The organism is Nocardia rhizosphaerae (assembly GCF_042650365.1).
GTDB classification, from domain to species: Bacteria; Actinomycetota; Actinomycetes; order Mycobacteriales; family Mycobacteriaceae; genus Nocardia; species Nocardia rhizosphaerae.
In genome coordinates, this window is record NZ_JBHSBA010000006.1 from 127,923 (window position 1) to 142,768 (window position 14,846).

General features: G+C 70.3%; 18 protein-coding genes. 7 read left to right on the forward strand and 11 right to left on the reverse strand.

What is annotated here, in order from left to right; all coding sequences use genetic code 11:
- Window positions 1–34 precede the first annotated feature (34 nt).
- Entirely contained in the window at window positions 35–472 is a 438-nt protein-coding gene (mscL, locus tag ACFOW8_RS14015) for a large conductance mechanosensitive channel protein MscL (RefSeq protein WP_378551196.1), read from the forward strand.
- Between the two features lie 39 nt (window positions 473–511).
- On the opposite strand, the gene ACFOW8_RS14020 is transcribed toward mscL, so the two are convergent.
- Window positions 512–1,963 (reverse strand): DHA2 family efflux MFS transporter permease subunit, encoded by a 1,452-nt coding sequence (locus ACFOW8_RS14020; RefSeq protein WP_378551024.1) that lies wholly within the window; start codon window positions 1,961–1,963, stop codon window positions 512–514.
- A gap of 5 nt (window positions 1,964–1,968) precedes the next feature.
- Window positions 1,969–2,568 carry an NADPH-dependent FMN reductase gene (locus ACFOW8_RS14025; protein ID WP_378551026.1) on the reverse strand — a complete coding sequence of 200 codons (600 nt, stop codon included), beginning with the start codon at window positions 2,566–2,568 and terminating at the stop codon, window positions 1,969–1,971.
- Between the two features lie 179 nt (window positions 2,569–2,747).
- Here ACFOW8_RS14025 and ACFOW8_RS14030 point away from each other — a divergent pair, with 179 nt between their 5' ends.
- On the forward strand, window positions 2,748–4,106 hold the full coding sequence (locus tag ACFOW8_RS14030) for an MFS transporter (RefSeq protein ID WP_378551028.1): 1,359 nt from the start codon (window positions 2,748–2,750) through the stop codon (window positions 4,104–4,106).
- A 79-nt stretch (window positions 4,107–4,185) separates the two neighbouring features.
- On the opposite strand, the gene ACFOW8_RS14035 is transcribed toward ACFOW8_RS14030, so the two are convergent.
- A complete protein-coding gene (locus ACFOW8_RS14035; protein ID WP_449289770.1) occupies window positions 4,186–5,205 on the reverse strand; it encodes an Ig-like domain-containing protein in 1,020 nt (339 codons plus the stop codon).
- 101 nt (window positions 5,206–5,306) lie between these two features.
- Window positions 5,307–6,398 carry a UDP-N-acetylmuramate dehydrogenase gene (locus ACFOW8_RS14040; RefSeq protein ID WP_378551198.1) on the reverse strand — a complete coding sequence of 364 codons (1,092 nt, stop codon included), beginning with the start codon at window positions 6,396–6,398 and terminating at the stop codon, window positions 5,307–5,309.
- Window positions 6,399–6,437: 39 nt separating this feature from the next.
- On the opposite strand from ACFOW8_RS14040, the gene ACFOW8_RS14045 reads away from it, so the two are divergent.
- The 3 genes from ACFOW8_RS14045 to ACFOW8_RS14055 all read left to right on the forward strand — a co-directional run bounded on the left by ACFOW8_RS14045 (window position 6,438) and on the right by ACFOW8_RS14055 (window position 8,348).
- A complete protein-coding gene (locus ACFOW8_RS14045; RefSeq protein ID WP_378551030.1) occupies window positions 6,438–6,920 on the forward strand; it encodes a DUF2505 domain-containing protein in 483 nt (160 codons plus the stop codon).
- 84 nt (window positions 6,921–7,004) lie between these two features.
- The gene (locus ACFOW8_RS14050; RefSeq protein WP_378551032.1) at window positions 7,005–7,532 is read left to right on the forward strand and encodes a DUF2505 domain-containing protein; all 528 of its coding nucleotides are present in this window, start codon (window positions 7,005–7,007) and stop codon (window positions 7,530–7,532) included.
- A 9-nt stretch (window positions 7,533–7,541) separates the two neighbouring features.
- Complete coding sequence (locus tag ACFOW8_RS14055) at window positions 7,542–8,348, forward strand: class I SAM-dependent methyltransferase (RefSeq protein WP_378551033.1); 807 nt, start codon at window positions 7,542–7,544, stop codon at window positions 8,346–8,348.
- Here ACFOW8_RS14055 and ACFOW8_RS14060 read toward each other — a convergent pair.
- Window positions 8,334–8,942 (reverse strand): hypothetical protein, encoded by a 609-nt coding sequence (locus ACFOW8_RS14060; protein ID WP_378551034.1) that lies wholly within the window; start codon window positions 8,940–8,942, stop codon window positions 8,334–8,336. The genes ACFOW8_RS14055 and ACFOW8_RS14060 overlap by 15 nt on opposite strands.
- A gap of 182 nt (window positions 8,943–9,124) precedes the next feature.
- Between ACFOW8_RS14060 and ACFOW8_RS14065 the strand changes: the two genes are divergently transcribed.
- Window positions 9,125–9,862 carry an LmeA family phospholipid-binding protein gene (locus tag ACFOW8_RS14065; protein ID WP_378551035.1) on the forward strand — a complete coding sequence of 246 codons (738 nt, stop codon included), beginning with the start codon at window positions 9,125–9,127 and terminating at the stop codon, window positions 9,860–9,862.
- Window positions 9,863–9,867: 5 nt separating this feature from the next.
- On the opposite strand, the gene deoC is transcribed toward ACFOW8_RS14065, so the two are convergent.
- Window positions 9,868–10,536: a deoxyribose-phosphate aldolase gene (gene deoC, locus ACFOW8_RS14070; RefSeq protein WP_378551036.1), complete on the reverse strand. Its 669-nt coding sequence runs from the start codon at window positions 10,534–10,536 to the stop codon at window positions 9,868–9,870.
- 119 nt (window positions 10,537–10,655) lie between these two features.
- On the opposite strand from deoC, the gene ACFOW8_RS14075 reads away from it, so the two are divergent.
- Window positions 10,656–11,183: a GNAT family N-acetyltransferase gene (locus ACFOW8_RS14075; RefSeq protein ID WP_378551037.1), complete on the forward strand. Its 528-nt coding sequence runs from the start codon at window positions 10,656–10,658 to the stop codon at window positions 11,181–11,183.
- A gap of 5 nt (window positions 11,184–11,188) precedes the next feature.
- Here the strand turns inward: ACFOW8_RS14075 and purU are convergent, their stop codons facing one another.
- From purU to ACFOW8_RS14100, 5 genes are all read right to left on the reverse strand, one after another.
- The gene (gene purU, locus ACFOW8_RS14080) at window positions 11,189–12,079 is read right to left on the reverse strand and encodes a formyltetrahydrofolate deformylase (protein ID WP_378551038.1); all 891 of its coding nucleotides are present in this window, start codon (window positions 12,077–12,079) and stop codon (window positions 11,189–11,191) included.
- A gap of 20 nt (window positions 12,080–12,099) precedes the next feature.
- Window positions 12,100–13,152, reverse strand: a complete 1,053-nt coding sequence (locus ACFOW8_RS14085; protein WP_378551039.1) for an alpha/beta fold hydrolase — start codon at window positions 13,150–13,152, stop codon at window positions 12,100–12,102.
- A gap of 87 nt (window positions 13,153–13,239) precedes the next feature.
- Window positions 13,240–13,533, reverse strand: coding sequence for a DUF2516 family protein (locus tag ACFOW8_RS14090; RefSeq protein ID WP_378551199.1), 294 nt, complete (start codon window positions 13,531–13,533; stop codon window positions 13,240–13,242).
- Window positions 13,534–13,667: 134 nt separating this feature from the next.
- Complete coding sequence (locus ACFOW8_RS14095; RefSeq protein WP_378551040.1) at window positions 13,668–14,312, reverse strand: heparin-binding hemagglutinin; 645 nt, start codon at window positions 14,310–14,312, stop codon at window positions 13,668–13,670.
- A complete protein-coding gene (locus tag ACFOW8_RS14100; protein WP_110039146.1) occupies window positions 14,312–14,758 on the reverse strand; it encodes a helix-turn-helix domain-containing protein in 447 nt (148 codons plus the stop codon). The genes ACFOW8_RS14095 and ACFOW8_RS14100 overlap by 1 nt, the downstream gene beginning before the upstream one ends.
- Between the last annotated feature and the right edge of the window lie 88 nt (window positions 14,759–14,846).

Genomic DNA, 14,846 nt, shown 5'->3' on the forward strand with positions numbered 1-14,846 from the left:
TAGGAGTGTTTCACCGATGCGCAGTATCAAGTCCGTGCTCGCCGGGTTCAAAGATTTCCTGATGCGGGGCAATGTGGTCGACCTCGCGGTCGCGGTGGTGATCGGTACCGCCTTCACCGCCGTGGTCACCGCGTTCACCAAGGGCCTCATCAACCCGCTGCTCGCGATGTTCGGTTCGACCAACGAGCTGGGCCTCGGTGTGCAGCTGGTCGCCGACAAGCCGGCGACCTTCATCCAGATCGGCCCGATCATCACCGCGTTCATCAACTTCTTCGTGGTCGCCGCGGTGCTGTACTTCGTGCTGATGCTGCCGATGAAGTCGCTGAAGAACCGGTTCGGCACCACCAAGGCCGCCGAGCCCACGGAGACCGAACTGCTCATCGAGATCCGCGATCTGCTGGCCAAGCAGCAGGGCCTGGACCCGGAGCAGGCCGAGGCCATCAGTAAGGAACGCGCCACCGAATCGGCCTAGCCCGCGCCCTGGCGCCGACGACCCGCTCTATCGCTTGCTTCAGGTGTCGGCCAGACGCCGGGGCAGCAGCAGCGCGGGAATCAGGGCGAGGGCGATCATGACCGGCGCGATCACGTACGTGCGCTGGAACGCCTCGGCCAGCGCGGGCGCGAACTCGGCGCGCTGGGCCGGGTCGAGGCCATGCAGCGCTTGCAGACCGCCGGTCACCGGCAGCAGTGCGCCGAGGGTCACCGAGCTCACCGCGGTGCCGATCGCCATGGCGGTGGTGCTGATCATGTTGAGCACCGTCGACCCGGCGGGCTGCTGCTCGCGGCTCAGCGGCCTGGTCGCGGTGGTGATCACCGGCATCATGGTGCCGCCGCCACCTGCGCCCATCAGCAGCATGGTGAGGCCGAGTGCCCAGTAGGGCGCGTCGGCGTCGAGCTGGACCACGAACAGCACGAACCCGGTGAGCGCCACCGCGATCGAGACCGGCAGATAGCGGCCGGGCGGAATCCGGTCGATCAGCCTGCCCGCCACCTGCATGGTCGTGCCCGACGCCAGCGCGAACGGAATTGCGAGCGCCCCCGCCAGCAGCGCGGATTCGCCGCGAACCACCTGAAAGTACAGGGGCAGCAACAGCATCGAACCGAAGTAGCCGGTGGCGAACAGGGCGAGCAGGGTGGCCGAGATGCCGGTGGTGCGGTTCCCGAGTACCCGCAGGTCGAGCAGCGGTACCGGGGTCGACAGCGAGCGCAGCACGAAGGCGGCGATCAGCCCGGCGCCCGCAAGCAGCGGCACCAGCACGGCGGGGGATCCGAACCCGGCGCTCTCCCCCGCGGCCGTCACCCCGTAGATCACCAGGGCCAGGCCGGGTGACATGAGCAGCAGACCCACCACATCCAGCGATTTCGGCGGCTCGGGGGCGTCATCGGGAACCACCCGTGACGCCAGCACCAGCACCAGCGCGCCCAGCGGCAGGTTGATCAGGAACATCCACCGCCACGACACCTCGTCGATGAGGTAGCCGCCGATCACCGGACCGAGCAACGGACCGACCAGAATGGCGAGGCCGAGGGTGCTCATCAGCTGGCCGAGCCGCTCCGGCCCGGCCGCGCGCAACAGAATGGTCATCGCCACCGGCATGAGGAGTCCGCCACTGGCGCCCTGGAGCAGACGGAAAGCGATGAGCGACTCGACGTTCCAGGCCAGCCCGGCCAGCACCGAACCGAGCGCGAACGCCGTGATCGCCATCAGGTAGAGCCGTTTCGCGCCGACCCGCCCGACCAGCCAGGCTGAGGCGGGCACCACGGCGCCGAGGGCGAGCGCGTAGCCGGTGGCGACCCACTGGATGGTGCCGAGACCCGCGCCGAACTCGGCGGAGAGCCGGTTGATGGCGACGTTGACGATCGTGCCGTCGAGCGTCGCCATGATCATGCCGATCACCAGGACCAGCGCGACGCGCACCGGATTGCGGACCGGCCGCGGCACGGTGGGGGTTCGGGTGAGCACGGCCGTCACTTTCCGTACGGGTGGACGGCGCGTGCGGTGCGCAGCGCCTCGCCCCACCAGGTCAGCTGGTCGAGCAGCAGCGCGGCGGCGTTCTCGGCGTCGCCGGGGTCGGTGAGCCTGCCCGCCTCGTCGAACCTGCCCCACGGATTGGGCAGGGCCACGCAGTCGCGGACCGTCACCGCGTGCAGCTCGGCGAAGACGGGGCGCAGGTGTTCGACCGCGCGCAGGCCGCCGGAGATGCCGCCGTAGGAGACGAAGCCGACCGGCTTGGCCTGCCATTCGACGTGGTGGCTGTCGATCAGGTTCTTCAGCGAACCCGGGTAGCTGTGGTTGTACTCGGGTGTCACGATGACGAAGGCGTCGGCCGTGGCGAGCGTGTCGGTGGCCGCGGCGACGGCGGCGGGTGCGGGAGCGCCGAAGGTGTGCGGCAGTTCGAGCTGTCCGACGTCGACGATGTCGACGGTCAGCGCGTCACGCGGGGCCGCCTGCCCGACGAACCAGTCTGCGACGGTCGGACCGAACCGGCCCCGCCTGGTGCTGCCGATGACGACGGCGAGCCGCAGCGGCCGGATCTCGGTGCTGTGGTGGGTGGCGATGGCGGTCATGCGGATCCCCTTGCGTCGGTGGCGGCCCTCGGCCGCCGCTGCGCACTACGGTGCTACCTCAACCTTTCTTCAGGTCAACCCCACCGCGGCGCACCCTTGACGGAAATACCCCCTATGGGTATATGGTTGCATCAGTACGCAGATAAGAGAGAATGCATCTATCAAGGGGAGCCGAGCGCATGTCCACCTCACTGTTCGCCCACCGGGACTACCGGTTGCTGTTCACCGCGCAGGTGGCCGCGCTGTTCGGCACCGGCCTCACCACCGTCGCCCTCGGGCTGCTGGCCTACGAACTGGCGGGCGGGAACGCGGCCATCGTGCTCGGCACCGCGCTGACACTGAAGATGGTCGCCTACGTGACCGTCGCCCCGATCGCGGGCGCCTACGCCGGGCTGCTTCCACGCAGGCAATTCCTGATGGCGCTCAACGGCATTCGCGGCGCGATCGTGCTCGCCCTGCCGTTCGTCGACCAGATCTGGCAGATCTACGTGCTGATCACCCTGCTCCAGATCGCCTCGGCCGCCTACACCCCCACCTACCAGGCCGTGCTACCCGACATCCTCCCCGACGAACGCGACTACACCAAGGCGCTGTCGGCCGCCCAGCTGGCCGCGACCATGGAGACGCTGCTCAGCCCGATGCTGGCGGCACTGGCCCTGAGCGTGATCAGCTTCCACTGGCTGTTCGTCGGCACCGGTATCGGCTTCGTCATCTCGATCGGGCTGGTCATGGGCGCGCGCGTGCCGGACGCGGTGGTCGGGGACGGCAAGATCGGCGAACGCCTCGCCGCTGGTCTGCGGCTGTTCGCGGCGACGCCGCGGCTGCGCGGACTGCTCGGGCTGAACCTCGTGGTCGCGGCCGCGGGCTCGGTGGTCATGGTCAACACCGTGAACTACGCCCGCGACGTACTCGGCGGCGATCAGTCCGGGGTGGCGATGCTGCTCGCGGCCAACGGCTTCGGCACCATGCTGGTCGCGCTCACGCTGCCGCGGATCCTGGACCGGCGCGGGGAACGCCCGGTGATGCTCACCGGCGCGGCCGTGCTCGTCACCGGCCTCGCCGCCGCGATCGCGCTGTCGACCGCGCCGACCGGGCAGTGGAGCTGGGCCGCCGCGCTCACCACCTGGGCCGTGATCGGTGCGGGCACCGGCCTCGTCCTCACCCCCACCGGGCGGGTGCTGCGCCGCTCGGCCCGTGCCGAGGACCGGCCCGCGCTGTTCGCCGCCCAGTTCTCGCTGTCGCACCTGGCCTGGCTGGTCACCTACCCGATCACCGGCTGGCTGGCGACCATGGCCGGGTTCACCACCACGTGGGTCACCCTCGCCGTGATCGCCGCCGTCGGCACCACCGCCGCGCTGCGGCTGTGGCCGAGCGACGACCCAGCCGAGATCACCCACGTCCACGAGCTCGGCACGACCGACCCGGCGATCCTCTCCGACGCCGTCGAAATCGCTCCCGGCCGCTTCCAGCACACCCACACCTACGTCATCGACCGCAACCATCCTCGCTGGCCGAGTGGGGTGCCGGCGATGGCCTGAGCCGGTCAACCACCACGCTGCACGCTCACAAACACGCCGATCGGTTGGAAACAGCGGCCGTCGCGAGGTTTGTGAGCGCTCAGCGTGGCCCGGAACTCGACGCGCCTGCCAGGGCCGACATAGACCGCCACGCGGACCAGTCGACGGCCCAGTCGTAGATGTCGCCGTCGGCGCGGGACAGCGGGATGGCGGTGCCGGTGACCTCGACGGGGTCGCCGTACATGGCGGTCGGGAAGTAGGCCGCGGCGTCGGCCGGGGAGAGGTCGATGCAGCCGTTGGTGACGTACTTCTCGGTCACCACGTGGATGCCCGAGCGGGTGACATCACGCGGTTCGTCGCACTCGCCACAGAAGACGGCGAAGTCGAAGACGGTGGTGCCGTCGCGGACCACCCGCATGCGGTGGCTCGGCGCGTCGGCGAGCACGATCTGGCTGCGGCCGATGGTGAAATCGGTGGTCAGGTCGGCGTGGCCGTACGCGCCGCCACCGAAGTCGAGACCGTAGAGCCGCGCCGACATGTGCACCTTCGTGCCCGGGATCCAGTAGTTCCTCGGCCGCCAGTGCACCCGTGACCCGCCGTCGTCGGGCAGCCAGGCCCATGCCCCCTCGGTCGCGGGCTCGGTGGTGACGGTGAGCGCCCGCTCCACCGCCGCCTTGTCCGGTACCGGCCCGGTGAACTTCAGGATGATCGGCGCCGCGATCCCGACCTCCTGGCCGTCACCGATGTTCACCGTGGCCGGGATGGTGGACTCGGGACTGAGCGTGGTGAAGGTGCGGTCGATCGGCACCGGGATACCGTCGGTGCCGATCGCGGTGCCGGTCCAGGTGTAGGTGGCGTCGTAGCCGAGCGGCTCGATGATCTCGTAGGTCGTGCGATCGGGCGTCAGCCTGCCCTCGACCTGCTTGCCGTTGGCATTGGTGAGCGCGATCTGATCGAGATGGCCGTCGCTGACTTCGACCCCGATGGGCGCCACCGGGTCGACCCCGGACGCACCCGCCGCCGGTGTCACGGCCACCCGCGCGACCGGACCCGCCGCACCACCGGGGCGGGCGGTCCCGCACCCGGTCAGCACCACGAGCACCGCCAGCACGAGCACCACGACCGCGGGCCGACCGCGACGAATATCCCAACGCCGGTGGACCCCCGTCACCTGCCGCTCGCATGCCGCCGCAGGCAACGAGCCGGTCGACCGCGCCGGATTCACAGCGTGAGGCCGACAGTCACCGGTTCCGGCTCGAGGGTGACGCCGAACCGCTCCAGCACGCCCGCGCGCACGGTGCGAGCCAGCTCGACGATGTCGTTCGCGGTCGCCGCTCCCCGGTTGGTCAGCGCGAGAGTGTGTTTGGTCGACAACCGGGCGGCCGCCTGCTCGCCGGGGAACCCCTTGGCGAAACCGGCCCGCTCGATCAGCCACCCCGCCGACAGCTTGGTGCCGTCCGGCGCCGGGTAGGTCGGCACCGACACCTCGCCCACCTGCGCGGTGATGGCCGCCATGACCTGCGGCAACCGCTCGGCGGCGACCACCGGGTTGGTGAAGAACGAGCCCGCGCTCCAGGTGTCGTGATCGGCCGGGTCGAGCACCATGCCCTTGCCTGCCCGCAGCCGCAGCACCTGCTCGCGCACCGCGGCGGCCGGACGGCACTGTCCGTCGTCGGCGTCGAGCGCCCTGGCCAGCTCGCCGTAGCGCAGCGGCGCACTCATCCCGGACGGGTCGAGCGTGAACTCCACCGCGAGCACCACGGCGGCGTCGCTGTGTTTGAGCACGCTGGTCCGGTAGCCGAACCCGAGCTCGGCAGGCTCCACCCAGCGCACCGATCCCGTCTTACGGTCGAGCAGCCGCACCCGGCGCAACAGGGTGGCCACCTCGACGCCGTACGCGCCGACGTTCTGCACCGGCGTCGCCCCCGCCGAGCCGGGGATGCCGGACAGGCACTCCAGCCCGCCGAGTCCGGCGGCGACGGTCGCGGCCACCACCTCGTCCCAGCCTGCGCCTGCCTCGGCCAGCACCAGGTCGGCGCCGAGCCGCACCCCGGTGGTGGCGACCCGCACCACGACACCGTCGAAACCGGCGTCGTCGATGAGCAGGTTCGACCCGCCCGCGAGTAGCAGCACCCGGATTTCGGCCGCGTCGAGCGCCGTCACCGTGGCGATCAGCGCCTCGGTGGTCGCGCAGTCGACCACCAGCGCCGGACCGCCGACCCGCAGGGTGGTCAGGTCGGCGAGACGGACCGATTCCCGGACCGTCGCGCCGGTCCCGGCGAGGAGGTCACGCACCTGATCGGGGGACACCAACCGTGTTGTTCGCACGGGGTAGACGGTAGCGTGTCGCGCATGGCTACACCTCTGGCGTTCACGGCGCGCTACACCCACTCGGTCGAGGCCGTGCGTGCGGCGTTCGCCGACGAGCAGTACTGGAAGGCCCGGATCGCCGAGGTCGGTGGGCCGGGTGCCCGCCTCGACGCGTTCACCGCCGACGGCGACCAGGTACGGGTGCAGATGGCGCAGTCCATCCCCGCCGATCAGCTGCCGCCCGCCATCACCGCGGTCCGCCCCGGTGACCTGATGATCCCCCGCACCGAGACCTACACCGGCTCCGCAGGCACCGTCGAGGCGCACGTGGACGGCGCTCCGGCCAAGGTCAGCGCCACCGTCACGATGACCGACGAGGCTACCGGCTCGGTTTTCGTGGTGAACGGCACCATCGAGGTGAAGATCCCGCTGTTCGGCGGCAAGATCGAGGCCGCGATCTCCGAGCATCTGCTCGCGCTGCTCGACAACGAGGCGGGCTTCACCGAGCAGTGGCTGGGCCGCTGACCGCATCCCCGTCGCCGCCCCCGCCGGTCCGGACAGGGGCGGCGCGCCGCGTCGGCTCCGGCGCGCCAACTACACTGCTCCGTCATGGCACGTCGACTGGACTACTCCGCCCGCTACCCGCTGCACACCACCGATGAGCTGTACGCGGCGCTGCAGACCAAGGAGTACTGGGAAGCGCGGGTCGCCGAGATGCGCAAGTACTCGCCGCACAACGAGGTGATCAGCCACGAGGTGAGCGACGACGGCATCGACGTCGTGCTCGCGCACACGCTGCCACGGGAAATGCTGCCCGAGATCGCGCAGTCGGTGATGCGCAAGGACATGGTGATCACCCGCAAGGAGAGCTGGGGCCGGTTCGCCAACGACGAGACCGAGGGCCGGTTCTCCGCCTCCATCCCGGCCGGGCCGGGCAGCCTCAACGGCACCATCCGGCTCTTCCCCACCGAGACCGGCGCCACCATGCGCTTCTCCCCCACCGCCAAGGTGTTCATCCCCATGGTCGGTCCGCGCCTCGAACAGCTGATGCTGGTGAACCTGGTCGACCTGTTCCGGGCCGAACAGGAGGAAACCCTGCGCTGGCTGGAGGAAGCCGCCGCGCGGAAGACGGTCTGACCCGCCCCGGTGGACGCCCGCGCCGGCCGCACCACCCCGGTCGGCACGATCACCCGCGGCACGACCGGGGTCAACCGGCTGCGCCGCAGCGACCGCTGGCTACGCCATGACGAGCTGGTGACTTCCCGCCTGCGCGATGCCGCCGACCCGCTGGTGGTCGACCTCGGCTACGGCGCCGCACCGTGGACAACCTTCGAACTCGCCGCCCGGCTGCGCACCGTTCGCGCCGACCTGCGGGTGGTCGGGCTCGAGATCGATCCGGCGCGGGTGGTCGACGGCCGCGACGGCGTGCGCTTCGCCCGCGGCGGTTTCGAACTCGCCGGACTGCGTCCGGTGCTCGTCCGCGCGTTCAACGTGCTGCGCCAGTACCCGGAGGACGCGGTGCCCGACGCCTGGGCCAGGATCAGGGCCAACCTGGCGCCGGGCGGTCTGCTCGTCGACGGCACCTGCGACGAACTCGGCCGCCGCTGCGCCTGGGTGCTGCTCGACCGGGACGGCCCGCGTTCGCTCACCCTGGCCTGGGATCCGTTCACTGTCGACCGGCCCTCCGATATCGCCGAGCGACTGCCGAAGGTGCTGATCCACCGCAATGTGCCGGGCGAACCGGTGCACGCGCTGCTCACCGCGGCCGATCGGGCCTGGGATCGCGCGGCGGCGCTGGCGCCGTACGGCCCGCGTATCCGGTGGCGCGGCGCGGCGGAAAGGTTGCGCGACAACGGCTTTCCGGTGCGGGTCTATCGGCGCCGGATGCGCGACAGCGTGCTGTCGGTGCCGTGGCGGGTGGTCGCGCCGAACGGCTGGTCAGACCGCGGATAGCGCGCGCCGCAGCCGCTCGGCGGCGCGCGGCGCCAGCGGTTGACCGGCCCACCAGATCTCGTCGGTATCGCACCGGTGGATGGCGATCGCGTCGGCGACCACCTCGTTCAGCGCCGACTGCGAGATCTCGGTCTCGGCCAGGTCGAGCACGGTCCGCACCGGCGTGGTCACCAGGAACGGCCCCGCCGATTCCACGTCGGGATCGTCCAGCTTGCGCCGAGTCAGTACCAGCCGCGGGGTCACCGGCGGCCGCCCGGTCGACACCGACAGGTGCAGGAACCGGGGCGCCAACCGGCCGAGCCCGTGCAGCTCCGCGGCACTCTGATACGACACCGCCGCCGCGCCGTCGAACCAGGCCGCCCACATCGCGTACTCGTCGAGCGGGCCTGCCCGCCACCGCGCCAGCCGCATCATCCCCACCCCGGCCCTGGTCACCGAGCCGTCCCCGAGCGCCGCCCTGACCTGCGATTCACAGCCGGTCCGCAGCACCTGTCTGGTGGTGAAGAAGCCCGCGTGCCGACCGGCGAGCCGTTGCAGCACCCGCCACCGATGATCCGCCGACCCCTGCGTCCGGCGCGAACTCTCGCCAGCCATGGGGTTCAGGCTACGCCTCCGAAAGTGTGGCAGGTCACATTTCGCCGGGAAGGCTTTCACACCGTCCTCAGAGCGAACACAGAAACTTCGGGAAGAATCCGGGGGCGTGAGCGGTCAGCGCCCGGAGGCGGCAGCTCGCGTAACCACGGAGGGCGCCCGAGCACGCCGGAAAGGACGCAGCCATGAGCACGCAGACGCCCCAACGCCCGAAGGTCGGCCGGCGCACGCTGGTGATCGCCCTCGCGGTGGTCGCCGTGCTACTCGTAGCCGGCGTCGTCGGCACCGAAGCCTATGCCAGACAGCAGATCTCGCGCTGCATCAGCACCTCGTTCGAGCAGGAGATGGGTTCCGGGATCGATGTGAGCTTCGGCCCGAAGCCGATGCTGCTCACCTATCTCGACGGCAAGGTCGGGTCGGTGACCATCGACAGCGAGGACAACAAGTTCGGGCCTGCCATCGGCATGGTCGTGCACGCGAAGTTCAGCGATATCGAGCTGGTCGACCACGGCCGCGGCGGCGGCACCATCGGTAGCTCCGAGGCCGAGGTCACCTGGAGCAACGACGGCATCGGGCAGACGCTGGGCGGCATGGTCAGCGGGGTGCGGTCCTCGGCGAGCAGCGGCGTGCTCACCCTCGACGTGCTCGGCGGGCTGGCCCAGCTGCAGGTGCAGCCGATGGTGCGCGACGGCAATGTGACCGTGGAGACCAAGTCGGCGCAGCTGCTCGGCATCGGCCTGCCCACCGACCTGGTGCAGGGCATCGTGGAGACCTTCACCCAGAGTCTGCAGAGCTACCCGCTCGGCCTGCGCGCGCAGGAGGTGCGGGTCACCGACGACGGCGTACTCGTGCAGCTCTCCGGCGGCAAGACGCCACTGGAGACGGTCGACGACGCCGACCGCCGGACCGACCTCATCTGCTGATGCGGCTACTCGGCGAAGCCGTCGAGCACGGCGGCCGACTTCGACAGCCCGAGGCGGGTGGCCCCGGCCTCGATCATCGCCGCGGCGTCGGCGGCGGTGCGGATGCCACCGCTGGCCTTGACCCCGAGGCGCCCGCCGACCGTCTCGGCCATCAGCCGCACCGCGTGCGCGCTGGCCCCGCCCGCCGGGTGGAAGCCGGTGGAGGTCTTCACGAAATCGGCGCCGCCCTGCTCGGCGGCCCGGCACGCGCCGACGATCGCGTCGTCGGTGAGCGCTGCCGATTCGATGATCACCTTCAGCACCGCGCGGTCATCGACGGCCTCGCGCACGGTGATCACGTCGGTGAGTACGGCGTTGAAATCCCCTGCCAGTGCCGCGCCGACATCGATCACCATGTCGACCTCGGCGGCACCCTGGTCCACCGCGAGGCGCGCCTCAGCCCCCTTGACCAGCGAGTGGTGTTTACCCGACGGGAATCCGGCCACGGTCGCCACGACCAGCCCCGGCGCCCGCACCGGCAGCATCGACGGCGAGACGCAGATCGCGTACACGCCGAGCCTGCGCGCCTCGGCGATCAGCGCCTCGACCTCGGCGGGAGTGGCCTCCGGGGCGAGCAGGGTGTGATCGATCATGGCGGCCACATCGGCGCGGGTCGGCGTCATGTGTCCGAGCATGGCACATCCCGTCCCGCCCACCGACGCCCACGCCGACCACGAAACGGCGTTGCGCGCGTGTACCCGAATCCGCGAGACTTATGCCTGGCGGTTTCCCTCCCACAGACACGGAGACGATTGTGCTGATCCGTCGCGAGACCCCAGCGGACGCGGAGGCGATCGCCGCGATCCATCGAGCCGCCTTCGCCCCCCACTACGCCGACGACCCCTCGGTCACCGAGCCGCCGGAAGCGGCGCTGGTCGAGGCGCTGCGTGCGGACGAGTCGTGGATGCCGACGCTGTCGCTCGTCGCGCTCGAGTACGACACGGTCGTCGGGCATATCTGTCTGACCAGGGCAGGCATCGGCCCGTTCCCGGTACTCGCGCTCGGCCCGCTCGGTGTCGATCCCGAGCAGCAGAAGACCGGGGTCGGTTCGGCGCTGATGCACGCCGCGCTCGGCGCCGCCGACGCGCTGGACGAGTCGGTGGTCGGGCTGGTCGGCAGCCCGGAGTACTACGCCAGGTTCGGCTTCGTTCCAGGGGCCAGACTCGGCATCGTGCCCGATCAGGCCGACTGGGCCGCGTTCTTCCAGGTGCGCGCGCTGACCGCCTACGACCCAGCGGTCACCGGGGAGTTCCGCTACCCAGCGCCGTTCTACGCACTCTGACCGACCTACTCGAACACCACCGTGCGGCGGCCGTGCACGAGCACCCGGCCCTCCAGGTGCCAGCGCAGTCCACGGGCGAGCACCACCCGTTCGATATCGCGACCCTGGCGCACCATGTCGCGCACCTCGTCGGCGTGGTCGACCCGGATCACGTCCTGCTCGATGATCGGGCCCGCGTCCAGTTCGGCGGTGACGTAGTGGCAGGTCGCGCCGATCAGCTTCACCCCGCGCACGTAGGCCTGGTGGTAGGGGCGGGCGCCGACGAAGGAGGGCAGGAAGCTGTGGTGGATGTTGATCGCCCGGCCCGCCCAGTGCGCGCACAGCTCGGCGGGCAGCACCTGCATGAACCGGGCGAGCACCACCGCGTCCGGATCGTGCGCGTCCACCAGTTCGCGCACCTGCGCGAAGGCGGGCCCACGTTCGGCCGGGTCCTTCGGGAAGGGCACGTGGTGGAACTTCACACCGTGCGCCTCGGTGATCGCGGCCAGGTCGGGGTGGTTGCCGATGACGGCCTCGATGGTGGCCGGCAGCTCGCCCGCGGCCGCGCGCCCGAGCAGATCGTGCAGGCAGTGCCCGTCCTTGCTCACCAGCAGCACCACCCGGCGCGGCGCGCCAGAGTCGAGCAGCTGCCAGTCGGTCTCGGCACCGAACTCGGCGGCGACCGCGGCGAACCGGGTGCGCAGTTCGTCGATGCCGAACGGCACGGTCGCGGCCTTGACGGCCTGCCTGGTGAAGAACCAGCCCGTGTCACCGTCGGAGTGGTAGCCGGCTTCGGAGATCGAGCCGCCGAAGCCGGCGATGAACGAGGAGATCCCGGCGATGATGCCCGGTCGATCCGGGCAGCCGAGGGTCAGCACGTACCGGCGGTCATCCGAGGTCACAGGGGCGGAACTCATCCACCCATCCTCGCAGGCCCTCAGGCGAACGCGCGCACTGGCTCGCGCGCGGCGGCGAGCACCGCGCGCAGTTCGGCGTTGAACAGGTCGTAGCGCTCCACATTGCCGAGATGACCGGTCGGCAGCACCGTGAACCCGGCGAGCGTGCCCGCTTCCCGCAGCAGCGCGGCGAGCCGCTCGGCGTGCAGGACCGGGGTCATATCGTCGCGGTCGCCCGCCAGAACGGTGGTCGGCACGGTGAAGTTGCGTGCGGCGTCACCGAGGTCGAGGTCGGTGAGCAGCCTGCCGTAGCGCGCCCTGGTCAGCATCGGGCAGCCGCGAACCACCGAGAGCGCGTAGCTCAGTTTCTCCGGGGTGGTGTCGAGCGTCATCACCTGACGGGCGAAGATCCAGCGCACCGGCGGGAGCGGCGGGAGCACCACCGGCGTGCCGAGGATGGCCTTGCCCAGCCAGTCCGGGGCGGGCAGCGGGCGGCCACCGAGCAGCCGTAGCGGCTTGTTGAAGCCGGGGATCATGGTCGAGACCTCGACCAGCGAGTGCGCGCCGGTGTTGGTGAGCAGGACCGCGGCGGCCTGTTCGGCGACCCGTTCCGGGTAGCGGCCCGCCCAGGCGATGAGCGTCATGCCGCCCATGCTGTGGCCCACGAGCACCGCGCGCTGTCCGGGCAGCAGCGCCGCGTCGAGCACGTCGCACAGGTCGTCGGCGAGCAGATCGGTGCTCGGGTCGGCGTAGCCGTTGGTGGACTCGCCGTGGCCGCGCTGGTCGTAGGCGATCACGCGGTATTCGCCGGCGAAGGCGTTGATCTGGGCGTTCCAGTATTCGATGGAGCAGGTCCAGCCATGCGCGAACACGATGACCGGAGCGTCGACGGGACCGTAGGCGTGCACTCGCAGCCGGGCACCGTCCGCGGTGACCACCGGGATCACCTCGTGTTCAACGGCGGGCGGATCGAACGCGGGGACACCGTGGGTGCGGGTCCGCAGATCGGCCCGGTGAGCCGCGAGGACGGTCTTGACGGTGGTGGACGCGGAGTCAACGAGGTTGACCACAGCCGTCGGCAACTTTGCGCGCATCGGCACACTCCTTTGTGTTACTGCTAGATACAGTAACACCGTGTACCACTGAACGCGAGGGATCTGCGCGGGCGATCCGGTGCGCGGCTACCAGCGCGGGCCGCGCTGTACCTCGTCGATCTTCGGGCGCACGTCGGCCAGGTAGACACCGGTCGCGATGATCGCGATGAACGAGGTCAACATGCCGAAACCGGCGATGCCGAGCAGCAGGAAGACCAACGCGCCCGCCAGGATCGCCAGCCAGATCGGCTTGGTCAGCTTGTCGACGGCGGTGAAGGCGTCCGCGCGCTGACGCACGGCGTGGATCAGCGCGAATACCGTCGCGCCGAGTGCCGCCAACCAGAGGACGAGCAGGATCAGCGACGTCAGGTCGTACACCAGGTTCACACACCCATCATACGAACAGCGGCCCCGCACATCGGAGTGTGCGGGGCCGCTGCCTGCAGGGGGAACCTATTACGCCGTCGGACCTTCGTGGCGCCTGATCGCGCGCCCCGGCCCGAACGGCGGACTCGTCAAGCCTTCTTCGGCGCAGCCTTCTTGGCGGGGGCCTTCTTGGCCGGGGCCTTCTTGGCGGCGGGCGCCTTGGCCGGGGCGGGCTCCTCGGTGGTCACCGCGACGACCTCGGCGTCGACGACGGCCGCGGCCTCGGCGGCGATCTCCTCGGCCTCGGCCTTGCCACGGCCCAGCAGGTCGTTGACCTTGGTCAGGGCCTCCTCGGCACGCGCGGAGGCGTCCTTGTACAGGCTCTCGACGCGACCGAGCTGCTCGTCGACGGCCTGGTTGGCACGCAGCCGGTCGACGGTCTCCTCACCGCGGACGGCGAGGTCGGCGTAGATGTCGAGGGCCTGGCGGTAGTACTGCTCGGCGAGCTTGCGCAGCTCCTCCGGGGTGAACTTCTCGCGCAGCTCGGCGAGGTCCTCGGGCAGCTCGGACGGCAGACCGGCGATGCGCTCGCGCAGGGTGTCGAACTGGGCCTGCACGTCGGCGGGCACGGTGGCGAAACGCTCACGGGCCTCTTCGACGCGGGCCTTGGCGTCGGCGGAACCGACGCGCTCGCGGACGTCGGCGACGACCTCGTTCACGGCGGTGTAGATCGCGTCACCGGCACCGACGGTGGCGAACAGCGGCTTGGTCACGGTAGCGGTCTTCTCGGTCATCAGTCTTCGTTCTCCTGGTGTGGCGGAGTGTCAGTTGTCGTGAACGAAACGTCGCTGTCCCGTTCGATCCCCCCTGAGCCGGCTTCTTCCCCGTTTTCCCGGCGAAACGACTCATAGATTTCCAGCAACACCTGTTTCTGCCGCTCGGTCACCGAAGTGTCCGCGAGCAGGGCGTCCCGGACCGGGCTGTGCGGACGCTGTTCGAGATATCCGGCCCGCACATACAACACCTCCGATGACACCCGCAGTGCCTTGGCGATCTGCGCGAGTACTTCGGCGGAGGGGTTGCGCAATCCGCGTTCGATCTGGCTGAGGTACGGATTGCTCACCCCCGCCAGCGCGGCGAGCTGACGTAAGGACACCTGCGCGGCCTCGCGCTGGGACCTGATGAACCCTCCGATGTCTTGTGCCGCATGCGCTACACGTCCCTCGGGCTGGTCTGCCATCACTCACCTTCTGGCGGTTGTACGGTCAACTCTAAATCAACGTGCTAGCTATTGCAAGCACTTCTGTTAGCACAGGTCCGGCTAACGG